The sequence below is a fragment of the Cryobacterium mannosilyticum genome (assembly GCF_004402705.1).
GTDB classification, from domain to species: Bacteria; Actinomycetota; Actinomycetes; order Actinomycetales; family Microbacteriaceae; genus Cryobacterium; species Cryobacterium mannosilyticum.
In genome coordinates, this window is the sequence record NZ_SOFM01000016.1 from 47,914 (window position 1) to 68,899 (window position 20,986).

At 69.7% G+C, this 20,986-nt stretch carries 20 protein-coding genes; 5 read left to right on the forward strand and 15 right to left on the reverse strand.

Translation table 11 applies throughout. From position 1 onward, the window contains the following. Nucleotides 1-42 precede the first annotated feature (42 nt). Nucleotides 43-942, forward strand: coding sequence for an EamA family transporter (locus E3O32_RS06075; protein WP_198417532.1), 900 nt, complete (start codon nucleotides 43-45; stop codon nucleotides 940-942). On the opposite strand, the gene E3O32_RS06080 is transcribed toward E3O32_RS06075, so the two are convergent. From E3O32_RS06080 to E3O32_RS06120, 9 genes are all read right to left on the reverse strand, one after another. Continuing rightward, nucleotides 887-1,948, reverse strand: coding sequence for a DsbA family protein (locus tag E3O32_RS06080; protein ID WP_134507648.1), 1,062 nt, complete (start codon nucleotides 1,946-1,948; stop codon nucleotides 887-889). The genes E3O32_RS06075 and E3O32_RS06080 overlap by 56 nt on opposite strands. Next, nucleotides 1,949-3,178, reverse strand: coding sequence for an aminotransferase class V-fold PLP-dependent enzyme (locus tag E3O32_RS06085; protein ID WP_134507650.1), 1,230 nt, complete (start codon nucleotides 3,176-3,178; stop codon nucleotides 1,949-1,951). 23 nt (nucleotides 3,179-3,201) lie between these two features. After that, the gene (locus E3O32_RS06090; RefSeq protein WP_134507652.1) at nucleotides 3,202-4,731 is read right to left on the reverse strand and encodes a multicopper oxidase family protein; all 1,530 of its coding nucleotides are present in this window, start codon (nucleotides 4,729-4,731) and stop codon (nucleotides 3,202-3,204) included. Beyond that, a complete protein-coding gene (locus E3O32_RS06095) occupies nucleotides 4,731-5,021 on the reverse strand; it encodes an SHOCT domain-containing protein (RefSeq protein ID WP_134507654.1) in 291 nt (96 codons plus the stop codon). Before E3O32_RS06095 ends, E3O32_RS06090 begins: the two co-directional genes overlap by 1 nt. Nucleotides 5,022-5,116: 95 nt before the next feature. Then, entirely contained in the window at nucleotides 5,117-6,034 is a 918-nt protein-coding gene (locus tag E3O32_RS06100; protein ID WP_134507655.1) for a F510_1955 family glycosylhydrolase, read from the reverse strand. A gap of 58 nt (nucleotides 6,035-6,092) precedes the next feature. Then, entirely contained in the window at nucleotides 6,093-6,749 is a 657-nt protein-coding gene (locus E3O32_RS06105; RefSeq protein ID WP_241974639.1) for a DUF305 domain-containing protein, read from the reverse strand. 42 nt (nucleotides 6,750-6,791) lie between these two features. Continuing rightward, a complete protein-coding gene (locus E3O32_RS06110; protein ID WP_134507657.1) occupies nucleotides 6,792-7,340 on the reverse strand; it encodes a hypothetical protein in 549 nt (182 codons plus the stop codon). Between the two features lie 166 nt (nucleotides 7,341-7,506). Further along, a complete protein-coding gene (locus E3O32_RS06115; RefSeq protein ID WP_134507939.1) occupies nucleotides 7,507-8,064 on the reverse strand; it encodes a gluconokinase in 558 nt (185 codons plus the stop codon). Nucleotides 8,065-8,098: 34 nt separating this feature from the next. Then, nucleotides 8,099-9,505, reverse strand: coding sequence for a GntP family permease (locus E3O32_RS06120; RefSeq protein ID WP_241974641.1), 1,407 nt, complete (start codon nucleotides 9,503-9,505; stop codon nucleotides 8,099-8,101). A 275-nt stretch (nucleotides 9,506-9,780) separates the two neighbouring features. On the opposite strand from E3O32_RS06120, the gene E3O32_RS06125 reads away from it, so the two are divergent. Continuing rightward, a complete protein-coding gene (locus E3O32_RS06125) occupies nucleotides 9,781-10,530 on the forward strand; it encodes a FadR/GntR family transcriptional regulator (protein WP_134507661.1) in 750 nt (249 codons plus the stop codon). Nucleotides 10,531-10,545: 15 nt separating this feature from the next. Here the strand turns inward: E3O32_RS06125 and E3O32_RS06130 are convergent, their stop codons facing one another. Together E3O32_RS06130 and E3O32_RS06135 are read right to left on the reverse strand one after the other, a co-directional pair. Next, nucleotides 10,546-11,832 carry an ATP-binding protein gene (locus E3O32_RS06130; protein WP_134507663.1) on the reverse strand — a complete coding sequence of 429 codons (1,287 nt, stop codon included), beginning with the start codon at nucleotides 11,830-11,832 and terminating at the stop codon, nucleotides 10,546-10,548. 191 nt (nucleotides 11,833-12,023) lie between these two features. After that, a complete protein-coding gene (locus tag E3O32_RS06135) occupies nucleotides 12,024-14,675 on the reverse strand; it encodes an excinuclease ABC subunit UvrA (protein ID WP_166790791.1) in 2,652 nt (883 codons plus the stop codon). Nucleotides 14,676-15,021: 346 nt separating this feature from the next. On the opposite strand from E3O32_RS06135, the gene E3O32_RS17210 reads away from it, so the two are divergent. After that, complete coding sequence (locus tag E3O32_RS17210) at nucleotides 15,022-15,198, forward strand: hypothetical protein (protein WP_166788721.1); 177 nt, start codon at nucleotides 15,022-15,024, stop codon at nucleotides 15,196-15,198. A 25-nt stretch (nucleotides 15,199-15,223) separates the two neighbouring features. On the opposite strand, the gene E3O32_RS06140 is transcribed toward E3O32_RS17210, so the two are convergent. Both E3O32_RS06140 and E3O32_RS06145 read right to left on the reverse strand, forming a co-directional pair. Beyond that, on the reverse strand, nucleotides 15,224-15,772 hold the full coding sequence (locus E3O32_RS06140) for a helix-turn-helix domain-containing protein (protein ID WP_134507665.1): 549 nt from the start codon (nucleotides 15,770-15,772) through the stop codon (nucleotides 15,224-15,226). Nucleotides 15,773-15,780: 8 nt separating this feature from the next. Then, the gene (locus tag E3O32_RS06145) at nucleotides 15,781-16,449 is read right to left on the reverse strand and encodes a cyclase family protein (RefSeq protein WP_134507667.1); all 669 of its coding nucleotides are present in this window, start codon (nucleotides 16,447-16,449) and stop codon (nucleotides 15,781-15,783) included. 114 nt (nucleotides 16,450-16,563) lie between these two features. Between E3O32_RS06145 and E3O32_RS06150 the strand changes: the two genes are divergently transcribed. Continuing rightward, entirely contained in the window at nucleotides 16,564-18,129 is a 1,566-nt protein-coding gene (locus E3O32_RS06150; RefSeq protein ID WP_134507669.1) for a purine-cytosine permease family protein, read from the forward strand. Nucleotides 18,130-18,132: 3 nt separating this feature from the next. Next, nucleotides 18,133-18,540 (forward strand): nuclear transport factor 2 family protein, encoded by a 408-nt coding sequence (locus E3O32_RS06155; RefSeq protein ID WP_134507671.1) that lies wholly within the window; start codon nucleotides 18,133-18,135, stop codon nucleotides 18,538-18,540. Here the strand turns inward: E3O32_RS06155 and E3O32_RS06160 are convergent. Continuing rightward, complete coding sequence (locus E3O32_RS06160) at nucleotides 18,537-19,556, reverse strand: acyl-CoA thioesterase (RefSeq protein WP_134507673.1); 1,020 nt, start codon at nucleotides 19,554-19,556, stop codon at nucleotides 18,537-18,539. The two genes, E3O32_RS06155 and E3O32_RS06160, sit on opposite strands and share 4 nt — an antisense overlap. An 82-nt stretch (nucleotides 19,557-19,638) precedes the next feature. Next, nucleotides 19,639-20,943 (reverse strand): MFS transporter, encoded by a 1,305-nt coding sequence (locus E3O32_RS06165; protein WP_134507674.1) that lies wholly within the window; start codon nucleotides 20,941-20,943, stop codon nucleotides 19,639-19,641. Between the last annotated feature and the right edge of the window lie 43 nt (nucleotides 20,944-20,986).

Here is a 20,986-nt window from a genome sequence, read left to right on the forward strand (position 1 = left end):
ACAAGTCTAGCTTTTTCCTAAGCGCTTAGCTATTATGGCTTAGTGCTTAGCAATCGATGGTGGATGGTGACGACGACCATGGTGGCCCCGATCTTCTGGGGAACCACCTATCTGGTGACGACCCAGTTCCTCCCGCCCGACCGCCCTCTGCTGGCCGCCACCCTGCGCGCGCTGCCGGCCGGCCTCCTGATCGTGCTGATCACGCGCAGGCTGCCGCGGGGCGCCTGGTGGTGGAAGTCGCTGGTGCTCGGCACCTTGAACATCGGCGTGTTCTTCGCCCTGCTCTTCCTCGCCGCCTACCGGCTTCCCGGCGGTGTCGCCGCGACGATGGGGGCCGTGCAGCCGCTGCTCGTGACGGTGCTCGCGGCAAGGATCCTGGGTGACCGGGTCACCGGTTTGAGGGTCGCGGCGGGGATTGCCGGGGTCTTCGGGGTCGCCCTGCTCGTGTTGCAGGCCACGGCGCGGCTCGACCTGCTCGGGGTGCTCGCGGCGCTCGGCGGCGCGGCCGTGATGGCCGTGGGCACGGTGCTCGCCAAACGGTGGGGACAGCCGGCGCATCCACTGGTCAGCACGTCCTGGCAACTCCTGGCCGGAGGGCTCGTCCTGGTCCCGGTCCTGCTCGTGGTCGAGGGGCTCCCGACGGAGCCCCTCACCCCGGGCAACGTGGCCGGCTACGCCTACCTCGCGGTCCTCGGCACGGCGCTCAGCTACACGCTGTGGTTCCGGGGCATCCAGAACCTGCCGGTGGCCTCCGTCGCCTTCCTCGGGCTGCTCAGCCCGGTCGTCGCCGTCGCCTGCGGCTGGGCGCTGCTGCAGCAGCCGCTCAGCTTCGGCCAGGTGGTCGGCGCGACGATCGTGCTGGCGGCGGTCGCGGCCACGAACGCGGTCAGTCCAGGTCGCCCACCGAGACCAGCCCGTCGTGCCGGCGTCCGTCGAAGATGATGGTCGGGATCTTCACGGTGTGGATGCGTTCCTTGACCGTCTGCTTGTTGGCGGCGATGATCCCGGCCACCTTGTCAGAGCCGGCGACGGATGCGACGGTGTCGACCTGCGCCTGGCTCAGCCCGAATTCCGCAGCCCAGTCCTGCAGCAGCGCGGTTGCCTCAACGGCATCCGCGGAGTTGATCACGCTCTGCCACGACACGCCGGCGGCATCCTTCTCGGTGTAGATCCGCTTGAGGATCTCCCAGTCGACCGGAGTCTTCGCGTCGGCGAGCGGGTTCAAGCGCAGGGCCTCGAGGTACTGGGTGACCAGCAGGGAGTTCGGGAACTTGTAGCCAGTCGGCGCGGGGATTGGGAAGGCGATGTAGCTGAGATTCTGCTTGTTCGCGAAACCGGCCTCCTCGAGGTTCTCGAACAGCTGCAGACAGTAGGTGCAGCCGGGGTCGATGACCTCGAGCGCCGTCGGCTTCTGGGCGTCGAATTCGTTCAGGTAGGTCGCGTTCGCCGGCAGATACTCCTTGGCGTCCCAGTTCTGCATCCGGGAGGGGATCGCGGAGAAGGTCTCGCCGAGCCGCACGAAGTCGTTGCCGAAGGCACCGACGATGTCCCAGGCGGCGATGGAATCGCCGAAGGTCGGAGTCTGGTCGGGGATGGAGCAGGCCTCCGCGCCCAGGCTGCAGGAGGCGGAGTCCTGTTTGTTGCAGGTGCCGTAGACGTAGAGGTTCGCCGCGCTCTCGACGACGACGTAGCCGCTCCAGATCGTGGTGAGCACGACCAGGAACGCCACCACCTCGAGGGCGACGCTGGCGGGCCCGACGAGCCCGGGGCGGCGGGCCGCGAGCGGCGCCAGCATGTTGTCCTTGAGGTCCTGCTTGAAGGTCGTGTCGCAGGGGCGGAAGGTCACCCGGCGGAACGTGCAGCTCGCCGCCTTCGCGAGGTAGCGCCGGTAGCGCGCCGAGACGGCGGCCATGAACAGGAGAACGATGAAGGCGGCGATGCAGAACACTTAGGAGAGGCCTTTCATGAGGCGCGCGAGGGCGTCGTGCGCCCGGTCGACGTCCGCCGTGGTCGAGTGAAGTCCGAGCGAGAAACGCAGCAGCGGCGGCAGGCCGAGCCGTTCCTTGAGGTAGTGGTGGGCGCAGAAGTAGCCGCTGCGCGCGGCGATGCCCGACTGGGACAGGAAGACGGCCAGGCGGTGCGAATCCTGTTTCGGGGCGTAGACGCTGATCACCGGGCTGGCCGCGGCGTTGACCATGGTCAGGCCCGGGATGTCGGAGAGCGAGTCGAAGAGCCGCTCCGACAGGGCCGAGACGTGTTCGGCCGGGGGCCGCCCGCCGGGGCGCACGGTGCCGAGCCAGTCGGTCGCGTGGCGGAGGGCGATGATCTCGGCCCAGGCCTGCAGCCCGGGTTCGAGGAGGGCGCCCGGGTCGTTGGGCAGCAGGTCGTAGGAGTCCTCACGGACATCCGCGACCATGCCGCCGCCGATGAAGGAGAGCTCGAGCGAGGAGAGCAACTCGCGCCGGGCGACGATCACGCCCAGGCTCGCGCTGTACATCTTGTGCGCGGAGAAGCAGATCGCATCCGCGTCGGTCTTCTGCAGCAGGGCGCGCTCGTGCGCCATCGACTGAGCGGCGTCGAGGATGACGATGCCGCCCCTGGCGTGGGCATCGCGCACAAGCTCGGCCAGGTTGGTCAGGAGCCGGCCGTCGATGTTCGAGGCGGCGTTGACGACCACTATCGCGCGCTCGAGTTGGGCGGGTTCGTAGAGAAGGGCGCCGTCGGCGGCCCGGTCGAGCACGAGCCGGGGGACGCCGAGCCGTTTCGCCGCCGTCATCGTGGGCAGGAAGACCGAGTTGTGTTCGACGTGGCTGGTGACGACCCGGGCGTACCGGCCCTGCGGCAGCTGCTGCAGCAGCAGGTTGAGGCCGAAGGTCGTGTTCAGGGTGAAGGAGACCGCGTAGTGCCGCCCCGACAGGCCGAGCAGGCCGAGCACGCCCTGGCGTGCCGCGGCGACCTCGTCATCGACGCGCCTGCCCCAGGCGTACTTCACCCGGCCGCCGCACGCGTTGTAGCTGGTGTAATACTCGGTCAGCGCATCGAGCACCGGCTGCGGGCGCAGGCTCTGGCAGGCGGAGTCGAGGTAGACGACGCCGGGGTCGAGGTAGGAGAAGTCGGCGAGACGGTCCGTCTCGATCGGCTCCGGCGTGGCCCGCCGGAAAAGCCCGTTGTGTTTCATGGTCCTGATTCTCTCGGCTCAGTCTAGGTGAGCGGTTGGCCGGCCGGGCGAACGTCGATGACGCCCATCATGCCGTTGTCTTCGTGGTCGAGAATGTGGCAGTGGTACACGGTCTTGCCGGCGAACCCGGTGAAGGCGATCCGTACCCGCATGGCGCTGCGGGCCGGCACGTTGACGACGTCCTGCCAGAGCACGGAGTCCACGGCTCGGCCGCCGCGCTCCACCACCTGCATCGGCCAGACATGCAGGTGCAGCGGGTGGTCCATTTGGCTGGTGTTGGTCAGCGTCCATTCCTCGACGGTGTCGCCCTGCACGGTCGTGTCGACGCGTCCGCCGTCGAATTCGCGGCCGTTGATGGTGAACCCCATGCCCCCTCCGCCCATCATGCCGGCCATGCCCATCTCGAAGACGAATTCGCGGCGGGCCGTGACGGTGGCGCCGCGGAGGTCCCTCGGGGTGGCCTGGCGGGGGAGTGCGGGCAGTGCGTCGGCCTTGCTGCCGCCGCCGGCATCCGCGACGGTGACCGTGGCGAGCGTGACCTCCGCGCCGGCCGATCCGCGGCCGCCGCCCATCATGCCGCCCATCATGCCGTCGTCGCCGCGGTCGTAGGGAACGGCGCGCAGGGTGGTGGTGCCCTCACTCGCGGTGACGAGCAGATCGGCTCGATTGCCCGGCGCCAGCAGCACCTCCTCCACCTTCTCCGGCTTCTCGAACCGGCCGGAGTCCAGCCCGAGAAGTTGCAGCTTCTGCCCGTCAAGGCGCAGCCGCAGGTAGCGCGAGGCACAGGCGTTCACTATCCGCCACCGTTCGCGTTCACCCGAACGGATGTCCACCGCCGGGTTCAGCTGACCGTTCACCAGCACCAGCTCCCCCTCGCGGCCGTGCATCCGTTCGGCCACGGTGGCCCGGGCCAGGCTGCCGGCGGCGTCGAGGGTGAGGTCGGAGATCACTAGCACGCGTTCGCGGCTCACCGGTATCGGCTGCGGATCTTCGACGATGATCGCACCGTAGAGCCCACCGAAGACCTGCGCGGCCGCAAGGGTGTGATGGTGCGGGTGGTACCAGTAGAGGCCAGGCGGATGGTCGGCGGGCAGCCGGTACTCGTAGTCGAACGAGTCGCCCGGCTCGACCACGACGAACGGGTTGTCGCTGTTGCCCTCCGGCGAGACGTGCAGGCCGTGGGTGTGCAGGTTCGTGGGGTCGTCGAGACCGTTGCGCAGAGTCACCGCGAGGCGGTCCCCGGCCAGCACCCGCAGGGTCGGGCCGGGGAGGCCGCCGTTGTAGCCGAGAGTCGTGGCGTTCCGGCCGCCGATCCGAATCCGGCCTGGTGCGGCATCCAATGTCACCTCGAGCACGCCGTCACGGCTACTCTGCTCGGTCGGTTGGCGCAGCGGCTCGCCGGTTTTCGCCCTGAAGGACGATCGGGCGACCGGCTCGCCGAACGGTGTGAAGCCGGGCTGAGCGGTCCAGAGCAGGCCGGCGCCGCCGATGACGGTGCCGGCCAGCCCCAGGCCGCCGAGGGTGACGGCGGTCCGGCGGCTGATCGGCTTCACTACGCGTCCTCGCCGAGAACCTGGACCTGTTCGCGGTACTGCTCGGCGGTGAGCTCGCCCTGTGCGAAGCGCTCGTCGAGAATCTGCCGGGCGCGGCTGCGCCCCTGCGACAGCGGCGGCTGGGCTGCGGGCGGCTGCAGTCCCGGTGTGTCCCGTCGGTCGATCCCGCTGCGGTCGATGCCGCCGCTGAACAGCCGAACCAGGAGCACCACCAGCAAGGCGATGCCGACCAGTGCCAGCAGGCCGAACACCCAGCCCCAGCCCATTCCTCCTCCATAGCCCCACATCATGATTGGTCTCCTTTCGTAGCCAACGGTGTGCCCGTCAGTGTCAGTATGCCCCCGGGGGTAATTTCGGGGGCCGTGGTCAGCGCCTGGTTCATGGCTCAGGCCCCTGCCGGGACGAGAACGGTCCAGCTCGCCCCGAAGTCGTCGCTGGCGACGACGCCGCGCGTGTCCGCGGCGAGGATCCACGGCGCGCTACCGCCGACGTAGCTGAGGGCGACGGGGGCGCCCTCGGTACGGCCGCCCCTGATCCAGGGTCCGGCCGCGGAATCCTGATGCCAGACCACGCCTTCCGGGTCGATGCCGACGAGTCCTCCGCCGGTGCGTGCGTCGCCGACGTCGATCAGGAACAGGGTCGGGGCGTCGGCGACCAGGCTGAAGCTGCGGCCTGCGTCGCCGCTGCCGACGAGCCCGTCGGCAGTGGTCGCGAAGACCTGGTCCGGGTTCGCCGGGTCTGAGGCGAGGTCTCGCATCGGAACGGTTTCGCCCGTTGACCAGGTCGCGCCCGAGTCGTCGCTGATGGCCAGGGTGCCGTTGCCTGAGTCATAGCCGTACACCCGTAGCGCACTGCCTGACAGGGGCACCGCGTCGAGATCGTGGAAGTCCGTCTTGCCTGCGAGCGAGAGCGGGGTCCAGGTTTCTGCGGCATCCGCGCTCGAGATCAGGCCCAGATTGGGGGCGGCGAGATCCGACGGAGCTTCGGGATCAGGATGCCCGGAGGCCAGCAGCAGGCCGGGTGCGGCGACCGTGAAGCCCATGACGTCGAGCACGCGCCCGGCGACCTGCATCGGCTCCGAGATGTCGGCGGCCGAGGACCTGGCCGGATAACTGGCCGGGAGAGCGTCCGTCGGGATCAGCCAGACCCCCTGGTGGGTGGCCACGAAGGTCTTGCCGGCTGCGGCGTCCGCGCCGAGTCCGTGGATGTGCTCGAAGCCCTCGGCTGCGGCCGACCGGGCCGCCGGAGCGGCATCCGGGCTCGGGGCGCATCCGGCCAGGAGGATCGCGAGGCCGGTCGTCACAGCGGCGGCACAGCCCAGCTTCCTGGTCCTGCGACAGGATTTCATCGTGTCCTCGGCTCTAGAGCGTCGCGAGGAGGCTCGTCATGACGGCGATCTCCTCGGTCTGGGAGGAGACGATGGCGCTGGCGAGCTCCCTGGCGTCGGCATTCGTGCCCTTGTCGAGTTCGGTGCGCGCCATCGCGATGGCACCCTCGTGGTGCATGACCATCTGCTCGAGGAAGATCCGGTCGGCGTCCGCTCCGTCGGCGTTGTCGAGGGTCATCATGTCGGCGTCGCTCATCATGCCGTCGTTGCTGTGGTCCATCCCGGACATGCTGTCGGCAGTGGCGTTCCAGTCCGTCAGCCAGGATTTCAGCCGGACGATCTCGGGGGCCTGGGCGGCCTTGATCGTGGTGGCCAGCTTGGTCACCCGGGGATCGACGCCGTGCTTGGCCAGCATCCCCTCGCTCATTTCCACCGCCTGCTCGTGGTGCGGGATCATCATCTGGGCGAACTCGATGTCGGCCGTGGAGAAGGTCGCCGCCGAGGCGTCGGCCGTGCTGCTCTGGCCGGATGTCGGGCCGGAACCGGAGGTCGCCCCCGAGCAGGCGGTCAGGGTGAGGGCGGTCGCGATCGCGGCCAGGGTGAGGAGGGAGATGCGCGAGGTGCGCGGGAAGAGCTGCATGTTCGTGGTCCATTCGTCAGGGAAGAGTGCGAAACCGGTGGCCGTTGACACGGCGAATCCGCGCTGCCGGGGTGGCGCGCGGGCGGGTTCGGTCTAAACGCGACTGATCGACAGGAGGGTGAGGCTGGGGCGGTTCAGGTGCGCGGGAATGGCCCGGAAGGTGTCGTTGACGAAGCCGACGGAGGCAAAGACCAGGCCGGAATCGGACGGCTCCTGTGCGAGTACGGCGTTGGAGCCGACCACGAGCAGGTCGGAGCAGGACCTCAACGCCGTGCCGCTGCCGCCCAGGGAATTGTGCTCGGAGCAGAGCGCGGGCGGGGTTGCGAGCGCGGCGAGGGTCATCGTCGGGCCGGTGCGCGTCGGATGCGTCGCGGACGTGACCGGGAGCGCGGACGTGACCGGGAGCGCATCCGTCACCGGGTGTGCCGTCGGCAGGTGGTTCGCGGTCGCCGGGGGCTGCGCGGCCATGCTGGTCGCTGTGGTGCCGGCCATGGTGTGCCCGGCGCCGTCGGAGTGGACAGCGACGAGGCAGAGAAGCGTGGCGACCAGGATCAGCGTGGCGAGGATCACGGCGCGAAGGCGGGAATGGTGCGTGAGTGACGCGGAGACGGCTGGCACCGCGGAGGAGGCGACCTGATTCATCTCACCTCCGCTCGTCCGGCACTGATGTGCGGTACGACCACCGGTCGGATACACCGACGGGCACCACACCAGATTAGCCGAACTGTGCTCGCAAACCCTGTGAGCCGCCGCCACGCACGAAGGGCCCCGCGAAAACGGGGCCGTTCGTCGGTTGATTGCGAGGTGCTCAGGCTCCCTGGACCGGGACGCCGCGGCCGACCGAGGATTTCCCCGGCTCCGGGGCACCCAGGCTCGATGAACCCGGTCGCGGTGTGAGCCCGAGACGCCGCACGATCTCGGCGGCCTCCTCGGCCGGCGCGCGCCCGGCGTCGATCGTGATCGCCCGCTCGTCGGCGTCGGGCGCCTCGAGGGTCGCCACCTGCGAGTCGAGCAGCGAAGTCGGCATGTAGTGGTCGTGCCGGGCGGCGAGCCGACGGCCGATCAGGTCCTTCGACCCGGCCAGGTGCACGAAGATCACGTTGTGCTCCCGCAGCACGTCGCGGTAGCGGCGCTTGAGCGCGGAGCAGGTGATGATCCCGGGCACGCCCGCCATGGTGTGCTCGATGATCCACGACGAGATGGTGTCGAGCCACGGGGCGCGGTCCTCGTCGTTCAGGGCGTGGCCGGCCGACATCTTGTCGATGTTCTCCTGCGGGTGCAGGTCGTCGCCCTCCTCCAGGTCCCAGCCGAGCTGGCCGGCGAGGATGCCTGCCACCGTCGACTTCCCGGAGCCGGAGATGCCCATGATGACGAGGACGGGCTGCTGGTTCAGGAACACGCTAGATCACGATGTTCAGGAGGAGCACGCCGGCCAGGCCGGTCACGGAGATGAGGCACTCCATGATGGTCCAGGTCTTCAGGGTCTGCCCGACGGTGGTGCCGAGGTACTCCTTGACCAGCCAGAAGCCCGCGTCGTTGACGTGGGAGAGGAATAGCGAACCGGCGCCGATCGCGAGCACCATCAGCGAAAGGTCCGTGCCGCCCAGGCTGGCGGCGACGGGAGCGAGGATGCCGGCGGCGGTGACGGTCGCGACCGTCGCCGAACCGGTGGCGACACGCACGAGCGCGGCGACGAACCAGGCCAGGAGCAGCACCGAGATGCTGCTGCCGGCGACGGCATCGGCGATGACGGTTCCGATCCCGGTGTCGATCAGCACCTGCTTGAACCCGCCGCCGGCGCCGACGATGAGGAGGATTCCCGCGATCGGGGGCAGCGAGTCGGCGAGCGACTTGGAGACGGCGGCGCGGTCCATGCCGCCGCCACGGCCGAAGACGATCATCGCGTAGATGACGGCAAGGCCCAGGGCGATCATCGGGGTGCCGAGGAAGTCGAGTGCGGCGTTGAGCGGAGCGGTCGAACCGGGGGCGGTGGCGTCGGCGATCGACCTGGCCAGCATCAGCACGACGGGGAGGAGGATGCCGGAGAGGGTGATCAGGAAGCTCGGGCGCCTGGTGCGCGTCTCGCCGGCGCCGAGGTCCTCGGTGGTGATGAAGAGGGCCGGAACCGGAACGGAGACCCAGCGGCTGGCGAACTTGCTGAAGACCGGGCCGGCGACGATGACCGTGGGGATGGCGACGAGCACGCCGATCGCCAGGGTGAGGCCGAGGTTGGCGCCGAGGGCCGTGACGGCGACGAGGGGGCCGGGGTGCGGCGGTACGAGGCCGTGCATGACCGACAGGCCGGCGAGGGCGGGGATGGCGATCCGGATGAGCGACATCCCGCTGCGGCGTGCGACGAGGATGATCACCGGGATGAGGAGCACGAGGCCGACCTCGAAGAACATCGGCAGGCCAATCAGGCCGCCGATCAGTGCCATCGTCCACGGCAGCGTGCGAACGCTGGAGCGGGTGACCAGGGAGTCGACGATCCGGTCGGCTCCGCCGGAGTCGGCGAGCAGCTTGCCGAACATGGCGCCGAACCCGACGAGGATGCCGACGCCCGCCATGGTTCCGCCGAAGCCGGTGCTGAAGCTGGTGACGGCGGCGCCCGGTGCGAGCCCCGCGCCGGCGCCGACGCCGACGGCGCCGATCGCGAGGGCGAGGAACGGGTGGACCTTGAGCCAGGTGATCAACACGATGATGACGGCGATGCCGACGATCGCGGCGATGATCAGCTGGGCGTCACTTCCGGCCGGGGTGATCGGCACAACCGGCGCGGGCGCCGCGGTCGCAAGGGAAAGATACATCTGGGTGTCCATTCCGAGGCCGCGTCCCTGCGACCCCATCGTCATAAGTGGCGCACGGGGAGTCGTCCGGCCGGCTGCGAGTCCGGCATAGTGGGAGGAGACACCGTGCGGTAATAAATCTGATTAATCAGATAATTGAGTGTGGCATACGTCACGCGGTTTTGGGAAGAGCGACGGAGCAATTCGCCGCTACGATCGCGGGGACGCCGCAAACGATCGCCGACACCGGTCGCCGAACCGGGAGCGCCGCGAGCTGCAGAGACAAGGAAGCACCGATGATCACTGGCGTTGGCCCCGGCTCCTGGCGCGAACGCGGGCTGCACGCCCGGGTGCTGAACTCCCTCGGCCAGGAGATCGTCGACGGCCGGTACGCGCCCGGGGACATCCTGAACCTGGACGACATCGCCGCCGCGTTCGCCGTGTCCCGCTCGGTGCTGCGCGAGGCGCTGCGGGTGCTGCAGTCGCTCGGCCTGGTCGAGCCGCGCCAGCGGGTCGGAACGCAGGTGCTCCCGCGCGGGGCCTGGGACCTGATGAATCCGCAGATCATCGTCTGGCGGGGCCGGGGGCCGGAGTACTACACCCAGATGCGCGAGATGCTCGAGATGCGGCTCGGGATCGAGCCGGTCGCCGCCCGGCTCAGCGCTCGGTTGATGACGGATGCCCAGCTCGCCGCCGTCGCCGAGGCCGCCGCGGCCATGGTCGCCGCCGATCTCGCCGGTGACGGCCGTCGGTTCCTGGAGTCGGACATCGCCTTCCACTCGCTGATCCTGGCCGGCTCGGGCAACAGCGTGATGGGCCACTTCGCCGGCACGGTCGCCGCCCTGCTGCGCACCAGGGAAGAGGAGAAGCGGTTCACCATCACCGAGTACACGCCGCCCTCCGCGCACCGGCACAACCAGCTCGCCCTCGCGCTCGCCGAACGTGACGCCGACGCCGCCTATCGCTGGTCGTACGCGACGATCGAGGCCACCCTGGCCGAGTTCATGCAGGAGGCGGGCGACGCCGCGAGCCGGCCGGGGGCCTGACGCCGCGCACAACGCTCACAGCCGGGCGAGCCGCTCGATGTCCTCCAGGAACTCGGCTGCCACCTGGGCCGAGACGGTGGTGCGGGTCGACCGGATCGCCGCCAGGTAGTCGTCTGTGCCCGGGCCGGTCGGCTCGGTGTCACTGCTGTCGTCGAACAGGGCTCGCTCGAGCGCCTGCTGTGAGGCCCGCCGGGCGGCATATTCGATGTCGGCCGGGGAGAAGCCGCCGCTGGCCTCGACCAGGGTGGGCAGATCGACGGAGTCTGCGAACGGCTTCGGGATGTAGCCCTCCCAGATGGCCTGGCGGGCGGCGTGATCGGGCAGGCCGATCGGGATGACGTAGTCGAACCGGCCGTGCCGCAGCAGCGCCGAGTCGAGGGCGCGAATGAAGTTGGTCGCGCAGACGAGCAGCCGGCCGGGCTGTTCCCGGAAGGCCGGGATGATCTTGAGCAGTTCATTGGTCACACCCTGCAGTGGCGAGGGCGGTTCGCCGCCCCGCTGCGCGGCGATCTCCTCGACCTCGTCGATGAAGACGACCGCGTGCTCCAGTTCGGAGATCTTGAGGAAGGTCTCCCGGAGCGCGCCGGCCAGACCCTGGGGATCCCCGGCCAGCCTCGACGGGAACACCTCGACGAACGGCCACTCGAGCCGGGAGGCGATGGCCTTGGCGAAGGTGGTCTTCCCTGTGCCGGGCGGTCCGAAGAGCACCACGGCCTTCGGCGGCACGACGCCGTACCGGTCGGCCATGTCGGGCTTGGCGAGCGGCATGACGAGGCGGCGCTCAAGCAGTTCCTTCTCCTTGCGCATGCCCCCGACCCCGGCCCACAGGTCGCGGGGGAGGACGCGGCCGCCCAGCTCGCTGAGGGCGCGCAGACCCTCGCGCTGCACCGGGAGGTGGCGCTCGAAGTAGCGAAGCTGCTTCTTCACCTCGAAGCCGCGGTTGAGGAACGCGTCGACCCGGCTGGCCGTCTCCGGCATCAGGGCGGACAGCTTCGTGATCCCGTGCGGCGCCATCCTCGCCTCGAGGGCCGCGAGCATGGCCGTGCCGATGCCCTGGCTCTGCCAGGACTGCCGGGTGGCGAGGAACACGATCCAGCCCTGGGCGTGAGCGGCCCGGCCGACCGCGGCGCCGACCACCTCGTCACCGTGCAGGGCGACGACGGCGTGGTCCTTCTGGCAGGATGCCATCACCTCGGAGAGCCCGTACACCGGCTCCGTCTTGGCCGCCGTGATCTCCTGCCAGAGCTGCAGGATGCCGTCGAGATCATCGGCATGGAAGTCCCGAATACGCCAACCGGTCATTGAGGCTCCTTCGCGCCATGAGGTGTGCTGACAAATCTAGGTCACCCGGGCGCAGGGCGTGCCCCCGGCATCCGTCGTCGCCGCCGGCCGGGGTGGAGTTTCTCGGACACGCCGCGTTGTTCGGGCGCGCGGCCCGGCGTGTCCGAGGTTTCTCCGATCGTGCGTGGGCCGGGGGGCTCGCGCCCGGCCGGTTAGAGCGCGCCGCCGTCGGCCAGGCGCCGGGCCAGGTAGGGGGCGGTGCGGCTCTCCGCGTGCCCGGCCACGGTCTCGGGCGGCCCGGAGACGAGGATGCGACCGCCCGCGTCGCCGCCGGCCGGCCCGAGGTCGATCACCCAGTCTGCCGCGGCGACCACGTCGAGGTCGTGCTCGACCACGATCACCGTGTTGCCGGCGTCGACGAGCCGGTTCAGCTGGGTCAGGAGCAGTTGCACGTCGGCGGGGTGCAGGCCGGTGGTCGGCTCATCGAGGAGGTAGAGGGTGTGGCCGCGGCGGGCGCGCTGCAGCTCGGTGGCGAGCTTGATCCGCTGCGCCTCACCGCCCGAGAGCTCGGTGGCAGGCTGGCCGAGCCGCAGGTAGCCGAGGCCGACCTCGCGGAGGGTGCCGAGGCTGCGCGCGGCGGCCGGGACGTCCGCGAGGAACTCGGCGGCGGCGTCGACGGTGAGGTCGAGCACCTCGGCGATGGTGCGGCCGTTGTAGTCGATCTCCAGCGTCTCGGGATTGTAGCGGGAGCCGCCGCAGGCCGGGCAGGGCGCGTAGCTGCCGGGCAGGAAGAGCAGCTCCACGGCCACCGAGCCCTCGCCGAGGCAGGTCTCGCAGCGGCCGCCGGCCACGTTGAAGGAGAAGCGGCCGGCGCCGTAACCGCGTGCGCGGGCCTCATCGGTCGCGGCGAATGCCGAGCGCACCGCGTCGAAGAGCCCGGTGTAGGTGGCCAGGTTCGAGCGCGGGGTGCGGCCGATCGGCTTCTGGTCGACGCGCACGAGGCGGTCGACGGCGGCCAGGCCGGTGATCCGGTCGACGGTGGTCGCGGCGGAGGCCGTGCCAGGGGAACCCGGGGCGTCGTCGTCGGCCGCGGCGGTATCAGAGTCGTCGTCGATGGCGCCGGGGTGCAGCTCGTGCCGCACGGCGTCGGCGAGCACCTGGCTGACCAGGGTGGACTTGCCCGAACCGGACACCCCCGTGACCGCGGTGAGCACGCCCAGCGGGAAGCCGGCGTCGAGGGCGCGGAGGTTGTGCCGGCTGATGCCGTGCAGGCCCAGCCACTCCGCGGGCACCCGGCGGCTCGGTCCGGTCGGGGCCGGGGTCGGGGTCGCCGAGCCCGTCTCGGTGTCGGTCTCGGTGTCGTTCTCGGTGTCGGTCTCGAGTCCGGCCTCGCCGTCGGTCCCGGGGAAGAGGAAACGACGGGTGACCGACGCCGGCACGTCGGCCAGGCCGGCAATGGGCCCGCTGTAGAGCACGGCGCCGCCCTCGGTGCCGGCCCGCGGTCCGACATCGACGACCCAGTCGGCGTTGCGCACGACGGCCATATTGTGCTCCACGACGAAGACGGAGTTGCCGGACTCCTTGAGCTGCTGGAGCACGACGAGGAGCGGCTCGGCGTCGGCGGGGTGCAACCCGGCCGAAGGCTCGTCGAGCACGTAGATCACGCCGAACAGCCCGGAACGGAGCTGGGTGGCGATGCGCAGGCGCTGCATCTCGCCGGGTGAGAGGGTCGGGGTGGCCCTGGCCAGGCTCAGGTAACCGAGGCCGAGCTCGAGCAGCACCTCGATCCGGGAGAGCAGGTCGCGGGTCAGGGTGACGGCGACCTCGGTGACCTCGCCGGATGCCGCATCCGGCCGGGCCGCGCCGGCCTCGGTGAGCGCCGCCGTGGGCCGGATGACCTCGGCGAGACCGGTCAGCGGCAGAGCGGCCAGCTCGGCGATCGACCGGCCGGCGAAGGTGACGGCGAGGGCCGCCGGAGTGAGCCCGGTGCCGCCGCAGAGCGGGCACGGCCCCGACTCCACGAATCGCAGCGCCCGTTCGCGCTGGCTCTGGCTCTTCGAGTCGGCCAGCGTGTGCATCACGTAGCTGCGCGCGCTCCAGAACCGGCCCTGGTACGGCCTGGCGATCCGGTCCCGCTGCGGGACGACCTCGACAACGGGCTGTTCCTCGGTGAACAGGATCCACTCCCGGGCGTCGGCCGGCAGGTCACGCCAGGCCGTGTCGACGTCGTAGCCGAGCACGATCAGGATGTCGCGCAGATTCTTGCCCTGCCAGGCTCCCGGCCAGGCCGCGATCGCGCCGTCGCGGATGCTCAGGGTCGGGTCGGGCACCAGGGAGCCGGCCGTGACGGTGTGTGCGATGCCAAGCCCGTGGCACTGCGGGCAGGCCCCCGCTGCGGTGTTCGGTGAGAAGGAGTCGGACTCGAGGCGAACGGCGCCGGCGGGATACGTGCCCGCGCGGGAATACAGCATCCGGAGCGAATTGGAAAGCGTGGTGAGCGTGCCGACCGACGACCGTGAGCTGGGGGTTCCGCGCCGCTGCTGCAGCGCGACCGCGGGCGGGAGCCCGGTGATCTCGTCGACGCGTGGACTGTGTCCCTGTTGGATCAGCCGGCGGGCGTACGGGGCGACCGACTCGAGGAACCGTCGCTGGGCTTCGGCGAAGATCGTGCCGAACGCCAGGGAGGACTTGCCGGATCCGGAGACCCCGGTGAACGCGACGATCGCGTCGCGCGGCACGTCGACGTCGACGTTCCGCAGGTTGTTCTCCCGCGCGCCGCGCACGCGCACGAAACCGGTGAGCGCAGGGGTGGTCGAATCGGTGGTTGCATCGGTGAGACCGGTGGGGCGAGGCGGCGTGTGCATCCGGACGACTCTAGTGGGCGCGGCTGGTCGATACCCGTGCACGGCCGCAGCGGAGCTATCATAGGGGTTGCGATCCCGTCCACTGATGGTGGTGGGTCGGTGGGACATCTCTCGTGCAGTCCGATGCCAAACCGTGACAATCTCGATCGTTCGTTCATTGAACAAGGCTCAGCGGCGTGCCGTTCACTTCACGTTTGAGACTGAGAGACCCATTGGCCGATTCCACGAATAATTCAACGATCCAGTACGTTTCGGCGCTTCGATGGGCCGCACTGAAGCGGGAGTTCGTCTCTCGGCAGGGTGCGACCAGCAGTGACCGGGACAAGGATCGGGGCTGAGAGCAACAGTGGCTGACCCGTCCGCAACCGACGCGACGCAACCGTCGCCGGTCAATCAGGTGTCATTGCCGCGCTGGGCGGAACTCAAGCGCGCGTATGTCGCGCGGCAGGGCAAGGACCACGGCGGGCCGACGGCGGGCGCGGAAAACGCGGCCGACCCGGACCCGATCGCCCCGGAGAGCTGACCCTACCCGTCTCCGACTCGGCGGCTTACGGGGCAGGTGCCAGCATCCAGAGCACTTCGCATTCCTCGGCGGCCGATGCGTTGCGCCAGGTGTGCGGGTCACGGCCACGGAAGGTCATCGCGTCGCCGGCCTCGAGGGAGAACGTCTCCTCACCGATGACGATGACCAGGGTGCCGCGCAGAACATAGGCGAACTCGATCTCGGTGTCCAGCACGTAGAGGTCCAGGCCGGCCGAGCCGCCGGGGTCGATGACCGAGCGGATGACCTCGACCTGGCTTTGGTTGCCGGGCGTCAGCAGGCTCTCGGTGGCGCCCCTCCCGCCGAAATTGATCGGCGAGCCGTGCCCTGCGCGCACGATCTGGGTCGGGGGCGCCTCGAACAGCTCACCGACCCGCAGGCCGACGGCGTCGCAGATGGCGACCAGGGTGGCAACGGACGGCGAGACCTGGTCGCGCTCCAGCCTGCTGACGAATCCCTGGGTGATCCCGGCGCTGGTGGCGACGGCCTCGAGGGTAAGGCCTTTGCCCAGCCGCGCCGCGCGCAGCCGCGCGCCGATCGGAACCTGTCGCGCCATCGGAATCCCTACAGTTCGAGGTGCAGCGCCACCGCCCGGACCGGGGCGCCGTCTGCCGCTTCAAAGGCTATCGGTAGCAGCGAAATGACCGGTCCGTCGAAGTCGATCGAGGCGAGATTGGTGAGGTTTTCGCTGATCACACCGCCGACGTCGGCAATGAGGTGGTGCACGGGGAAGCCCTCGCCGGGGTGCGTCTCGTCGGGGGTTTCGTCGATGTTGATGGCGTCGATCCCGAAGGTGCGGATGCCGAGGCCGATCAAGCGCGCGCACGCGCCCGCATCGAGAAAGGGATTGTCGAAGTACCGATCGGTGCCGTAGTGCGTGCTCCAGCCCGTGTGCAGGAGCACGATCACGCCGGGTGCGAGCAGGTGGGCGACGGGTTCGATCTGCCGCCAGGTGATTCGCCCGCGGGCTCCGACCTCCCTGGCGTCGACGATGACGCCCGGCCCGATGAAGCGGTCGAGCGGCAGCTCGTCCAGCTTCGGAGCGGATTCGTCGAAGTGGTACGGCGCATCCACGTGGGTGCCGGTCTGCGAGCCAATGCTCACGCTGAGGAGGTTGAAGCCGTCACGCTCGATCGTGCTGTGCACGTCGAGTACAGGCACCGGGTCACCCGGGTAGACCTGCGTGGCGGCGTTCACGACGACCGAGAGATCCACGACGCTGTTTATCTTCATAGTCAAAAACTATTGCATGAGAGTCAAGCCAGCGGCTAGTGTCAACCCAACTTGTCCCGAGCCCCCGCTTCTCCCTCGCGCAGCATCATCCGAGAAACCCGAAGGTCGTCACACATGAGCGAAACCCCCGGCACCGGCCACGATGATGGAACGGTGGTGCTGAACGCCCGCCCGAAGGCCACCGAGGTGGAGACGCACGGGATCGACACGATTCCGCCGGCGGACCGCACCTCCACCTGGGTCGACCTGCTGAGGATCCAGTTCGGCGGAGCGAACACGTTCGCAACCGTGCTGCTCGGCACCTTCCCGATCGTGCTCGGGCTCTCCTTCTGGCAGGCTGTGCTCGCCACCGTGACCGGCGTGCTCGTCGGCACCGTCTTCCTGATGCCGATGGGGCTCTTCGGGCCCAAGACCGGCACGAACAACGCGGTGTCGTCCGGCGCGTTCTTCGGCGTGCGCGGCCGGGTCGTCGGGTCGTTCCTGTCGCTCCTCACCGCGATCGCGTTCTACTCCATCTCGGTGTGGGTGAGCGGCGACGCCCTCGTCGGGGGGCTCAACCGGCTGGCCGGCATCCCCGACTCGATCGGCCTGCGAACCCTGGTCTACGGCGTGATCGGCGTGATCGTGATCGTTGTGGTGGTCTACGGGTTCCAATTCATGCTCCTCGTGAACAAGACGGCCGTCATCGCCAACACGGCGCTGATCCTCCTGGCCGTGGTCGCCTTCTCCGGAACCTTCGACGCCGGTTACAACCCCGGGCCCGACGCGCTGGCACTCGGCGGATTCTGGCCGACGTTCGTGGGCGCGGCACTCATCGTGATGAGCAACCCGATCTCATTCGGGGCCTTCCTCGGCGACTGGTCCCGATACATCCCCAAGAGCACGCCGCCGCGCAAGCTGCTCCTCGCGACGTTCCTCGGCCAGCTCCTCACCCTGGTGCCGTTCCTGTTCGGCGTCGCCACGGCAACCCTGGTCGCCGGCCAGGCCGATTACGTCTTCGCCCTGATCCAGGCCTCCCCGATCTGGTACGCGGTGCTGTTGATGCTGGTGGCGTTCATCGGCGGGCTGTCCACCGGCACGACCTCCCTGTATGGCACCGGCCTGGACTTTTCCTCGGTGTTCCCCACCTTCAGCCGAGTGCAGGCCACGATCGGGATCGGAGTGGTCGCGTTCCTCTTCATCCTGACCGGCCGGCTCTTCTTCGACCTCCTCGGGGCGGTCAACGCGTTCGTCGGCGCCATCATCGTGACCACCACCCCCTGGATGGTCATCATGGCGATCGGCTACGTCGTGCGCCGCGGCCACTTCGACGCCCGGAACCTCCAGGTCTTCAACAAGGGCGAAATCGGCGGCATCTACTGGTTCACCTCCGGCGTGAACTGGCGCGGGATGGTGGCGTGGATCGGAGCGGCCGCCCTCGGGCTGCTCTTCGCCAACTATCCGCCCATCATCGTCGGACCCTTCGTCGGCCTCGGCGGCGGCATGGACCTCAGCCTGGTCACAGCGGTTGTGGCCGGGGCCGTGCTCTACCTGGGCGCACTGTGGATTTTCCCCGAACCGCGCTACGTCTTCGGCGCGAACGGGCCACGCCTCGTCGCTGCCGTCGACGGAACCGCTCAGGAGGTCGTCACCGATCACGGTTCGACGGCGGCCAGGGCCGCTGCCCGCAGGGCGGGGTAGACCATGACGACCGCCCAGGACCAGACGGGCCCGGCCGCCGAGGCTCTCGCCGCAGCCGACGCGATCATCGACGACTTCGGTCACCATCGACGGGATGCCTACTTCGCCGGGTTCGCAGCCGAGGCCTCCTTCATGTTCCACACGGTCCCGGAGCGGCTGGAAACGCGCGCCGCCTACGAGGAACTGTGGAGGGACTGGGAGCAGACCAACGGCTTCCGCGTGCTGGGCTGCACCTCGGCGAACCGGCGACTGCAACTCTTCGGCACGGTTGCCGTGTTCAGCCACGACGTGACCACCGTGCTCGAATCCGACGGGGTCCGGGAGACCCAGCATGAACGCGAGACGATCGTGCTGGAGAAGCAGGGCGGACGCTGGCTCGGAGTGCACGAGCACCTCTCCCCGGCGGTTTAGGGCCGGCGGAAGAGTTCCACGGGCATCATCGCGAGCGGCGCCCGCAGGGCGATGAGCGCCCTGGCCTGTTCGTCGAGCGCCTTGTCCTCTGCGGTGATCAGGGTGAGCGGGGTGACCGATTCGGCGTGGCCGTCCGCCCCGATCGCCACGAAGATGCTCATGCACGCGGTGGTGAGCTGGAGGTCGTGCGGGTTCCGCGGGCTGCCCGAGCGCACCCGGATGCTGATGTGCATGCTTCGATGACCGGTGTGGATGAGCCGGGCATCCACCTCGACGATGTGCCCGATGTGGATCGGCCTGTAGAAGTGGATGCCGCCGGAATAGACGGCTACGGCGGCCTCTGAACTCCAGGCAGCGGCGGTGGCGAATGCGGCCTCGTCGATCCAGCGCATGACCGTGCCGCCGTGGGCGTTGCCCCCCCAGTTCGCGTCGGCAGGAGCGGCGAGGAAGCGGAAGACCGTGCGCGCGGTCGTGCCGTCATCGGTATATTCCGCTGCGCGCATAATCGCTTGGATGCGCTTGCGGGGTTCGAGCCGGGCCTGCGCGTTCCGCTGCAAGGAGCGGTCCACGTCCGAGCGGGGGGTCCAGGTGGGCACCTCGCGGGGCGTGCCCGCGTCGTCGACGGCGACGAAAACGAGGATGCAGTGGGTTGCCGGACTGTATTCCCTGGCGCGCACATCCGTCGTCTCGACCGTGACGAGCACGTGCATGCTCGTGCGGCCGGTGTGGATGATGCGAGCGTGCACCTCGACGAGGTTGCCCGGCTTGATCGGCCGGGTGAAATGCACGTTGCCGACGTATGCCGTCACCGTGTCCGAAGCGCTCCAGCCGACCGCGCAGGCGTAGGCGGCCTTGTCGATCCACTCGAGCACGCTGCCGGCTGCGACCGTGGAGCCGGAGGCAGCCACGTCCTGGGGCACGGCCATGAAGCGCAGGGTGATGCGGTCGTCGGGCTCCGGGCCCCGGACGGCGCCGTCGGAATCGGGTGCCGGCGTCGGTTCGGGATTCGGTGTCATCGGTATGGTCACGGGAACTCCAGGGGAGCCAGGTCGGGGGCTTGGTTCCAGAATCCCACGCCGGGCCGGATTGGGGAAACGTTCAGGTGCTGAGCCCGGCGTCCCTGCGTTGCAGCCGGATGGTGGCCCAGAGCAGGGCGAAGGCCGCGACCTGGAGGGCGACGACGGTGCCGACGAGCACCGGCACCTGGTCATAGAGCGCCCCGGCCAGCGTGCCGCCGGCGAGTGCGGCCGCGCCCTCGAATGCGGCGAAGATGCCGTACGCGGTGCCACGGTGGCCGCTCGGCACCAGGTCGGCGACCAGGGCCTTGACGGTCGACTCCTGGATGCCGGTGGCCGCGCCCCAGAGCGCGGCGCCGACGACGACGGCGCCGAGCTGGGCCGACAGGGAGAGGCCCGGCACGAAAGCGATCATCAGCGGAAGGGAGAACAGCACCCCGGTGCCCAGCTTGTCGTAGGCGTAGCCGCTGGCCAGGGCGCCGAGGGCGGCGGCGCCCATGGCGACCGCGTAAACGAGGGGGACCGCGGCCAGCGGCAGAATCTGGGCATCCACGAGGTGGAAGGAGATCACGCCGAAGCTGACCAGTCCGACCGTGGACACTCCGACGGTTGCCGCGAACAGGTAGAACGCGCGGGGCAGCCTGAACGGCGCGGGAGGGCCCGTGGGGTCGGCCGGGTTGCCCGGGTCAGCGGGATCATCCGTCGCGCCGGACCGGGGGCGCGCGGAAACAGGGGCGCGGTCCCGGCTGCTCTCGTACACGCTGAGATCGGGCACGCGGGCGCGCATCCAGACGAGGATTCCGATCGCCACGGCGCCCGGGATGGCGAGCACGGCGAAGGCCGGCCAGATCACGGTCGTCACGGCGATCACCGCGGAGACGACCAGTGGCCCGAGCAGCGACCCTGCCTGGTCGAGGGACTTGTGCACGGCGAAGCCGCGCCCCCTCCCGACGGCGCCGGCGGCGTTCGCGAGGAGCACGGTCTTCGCCGGGCTGCGGATGGCCTTGCCGGTGCGTTCGACCAGGATCAGGGTGCTGGCGAGAACCAGGCCGACGCTGCCGACGAACGGGGTGACGGCGAGCAGTGGAACGCAGACCGCCGTGAGGGCATAACCGGCGATCGTGAAGGTCCAGTACCGGCCGGTACGGTCCGACCAGGGGCCCGAAATGAGACGGAAGGTGAGCGCGAACGCCTCGCCCAGGCCCGTCACGACGCCGACGACCAGCGCGGATGCCCCGAGCTGGCCGAGGAGCGGACCGGTGAGTGACTCGGCGCCATTCGAAGCCAGATCGACGACGAGGCTGACGATGCCGAAGTTGAGCACCACTCGCCAGGCCGACCACTGGCGGGCGGGCGGGTCGGCGCCGAGGGGAACGGGCTCGCCCATCGGTGCCTCCTGACGAAGAGGGTAGCCGGCCGGGGCGACGGCC

Coding starts and splice junctions, on each gene's coding strand:
- E3O32_RS06085 (WP_134507650.1), bottom strand. CDS start 3,178: ATGAAACACAACGGGCTTTTCCGGCGGGCCACGCCGGAGCCGATCGAG.
- E3O32_RS06095 (WP_134507654.1), bottom strand. CDS start 5,021: ATGATGTGGGGCTATGGAGGAGGAATGGGCTGGGGCTGGGTGTTCGGC.
- E3O32_RS06110 (WP_134507657.1), bottom strand. CDS start 7,340: ATGAATCAGGTCGCCTCCTCCGCGGTGCCAGCCGTCTCCGCGTCACTC.
- E3O32_RS06115 (WP_134507939.1), bottom strand. CDS start 8,064: ATGGGCATCTCCGGCTCCGGGAAGTCGACGGTGGCAGGCATCCTCGCC.
- E3O32_RS06120 (WP_241974641.1), bottom strand. CDS start 9,505: ATGTATCTTTCCCTTGCGACCGCGGCGCCCGCGCCGGTTGTGCCGATC.
- E3O32_RS06125 (WP_134507661.1), top strand. CDS start 9,781: ATGATCACTGGCGTTGGCCCCGGCTCCTGGCGCGAACGCGGGCTGCAC.
- E3O32_RS06130 (WP_134507663.1), bottom strand. CDS start 11,832: ATGACCGGTTGGCGTATTCGGGACTTCCATGCCGATGATCTCGACGGC.
- E3O32_RS06135 (WP_166790791.1), bottom strand. CDS start 14,675: ATGCACACGCCGCCTCGCCCCACCGGTCTCACCGATGCAACCACCGAT.
- E3O32_RS06140 (WP_134507665.1), bottom strand. CDS start 15,772: ATGGCGCGACAGGTTCCGATCGGCGCGCGGCTGCGCGCGGCGCGGCTG.
- E3O32_RS06145 (WP_134507667.1), bottom strand. CDS start 16,449: ATGAAGATAAACAGCGTCGTGGATCTCTCGGTCGTCGTGAACGCCGCC.
- E3O32_RS06150 (WP_134507669.1), top strand. CDS start 16,564: ATGAGCGAAACCCCCGGCACCGGCCACGATGATGGAACGGTGGTGCTG.
- E3O32_RS06155 (WP_134507671.1), top strand. CDS start 18,133: ATGACGACCGCCCAGGACCAGACGGGCCCGGCCGCCGAGGCTCTCGCC.
- E3O32_RS06160 (WP_134507673.1), bottom strand. CDS start 19,556: ATGACACCGAATCCCGAACCGACGCCGGCACCCGATTCCGACGGCGCC.
- E3O32_RS06165 (WP_134507674.1), bottom strand. CDS start 20,943: ATGGGCGAGCCCGTTCCCCTCGGCGCCGACCCGCCCGCCCGCCAGTGG.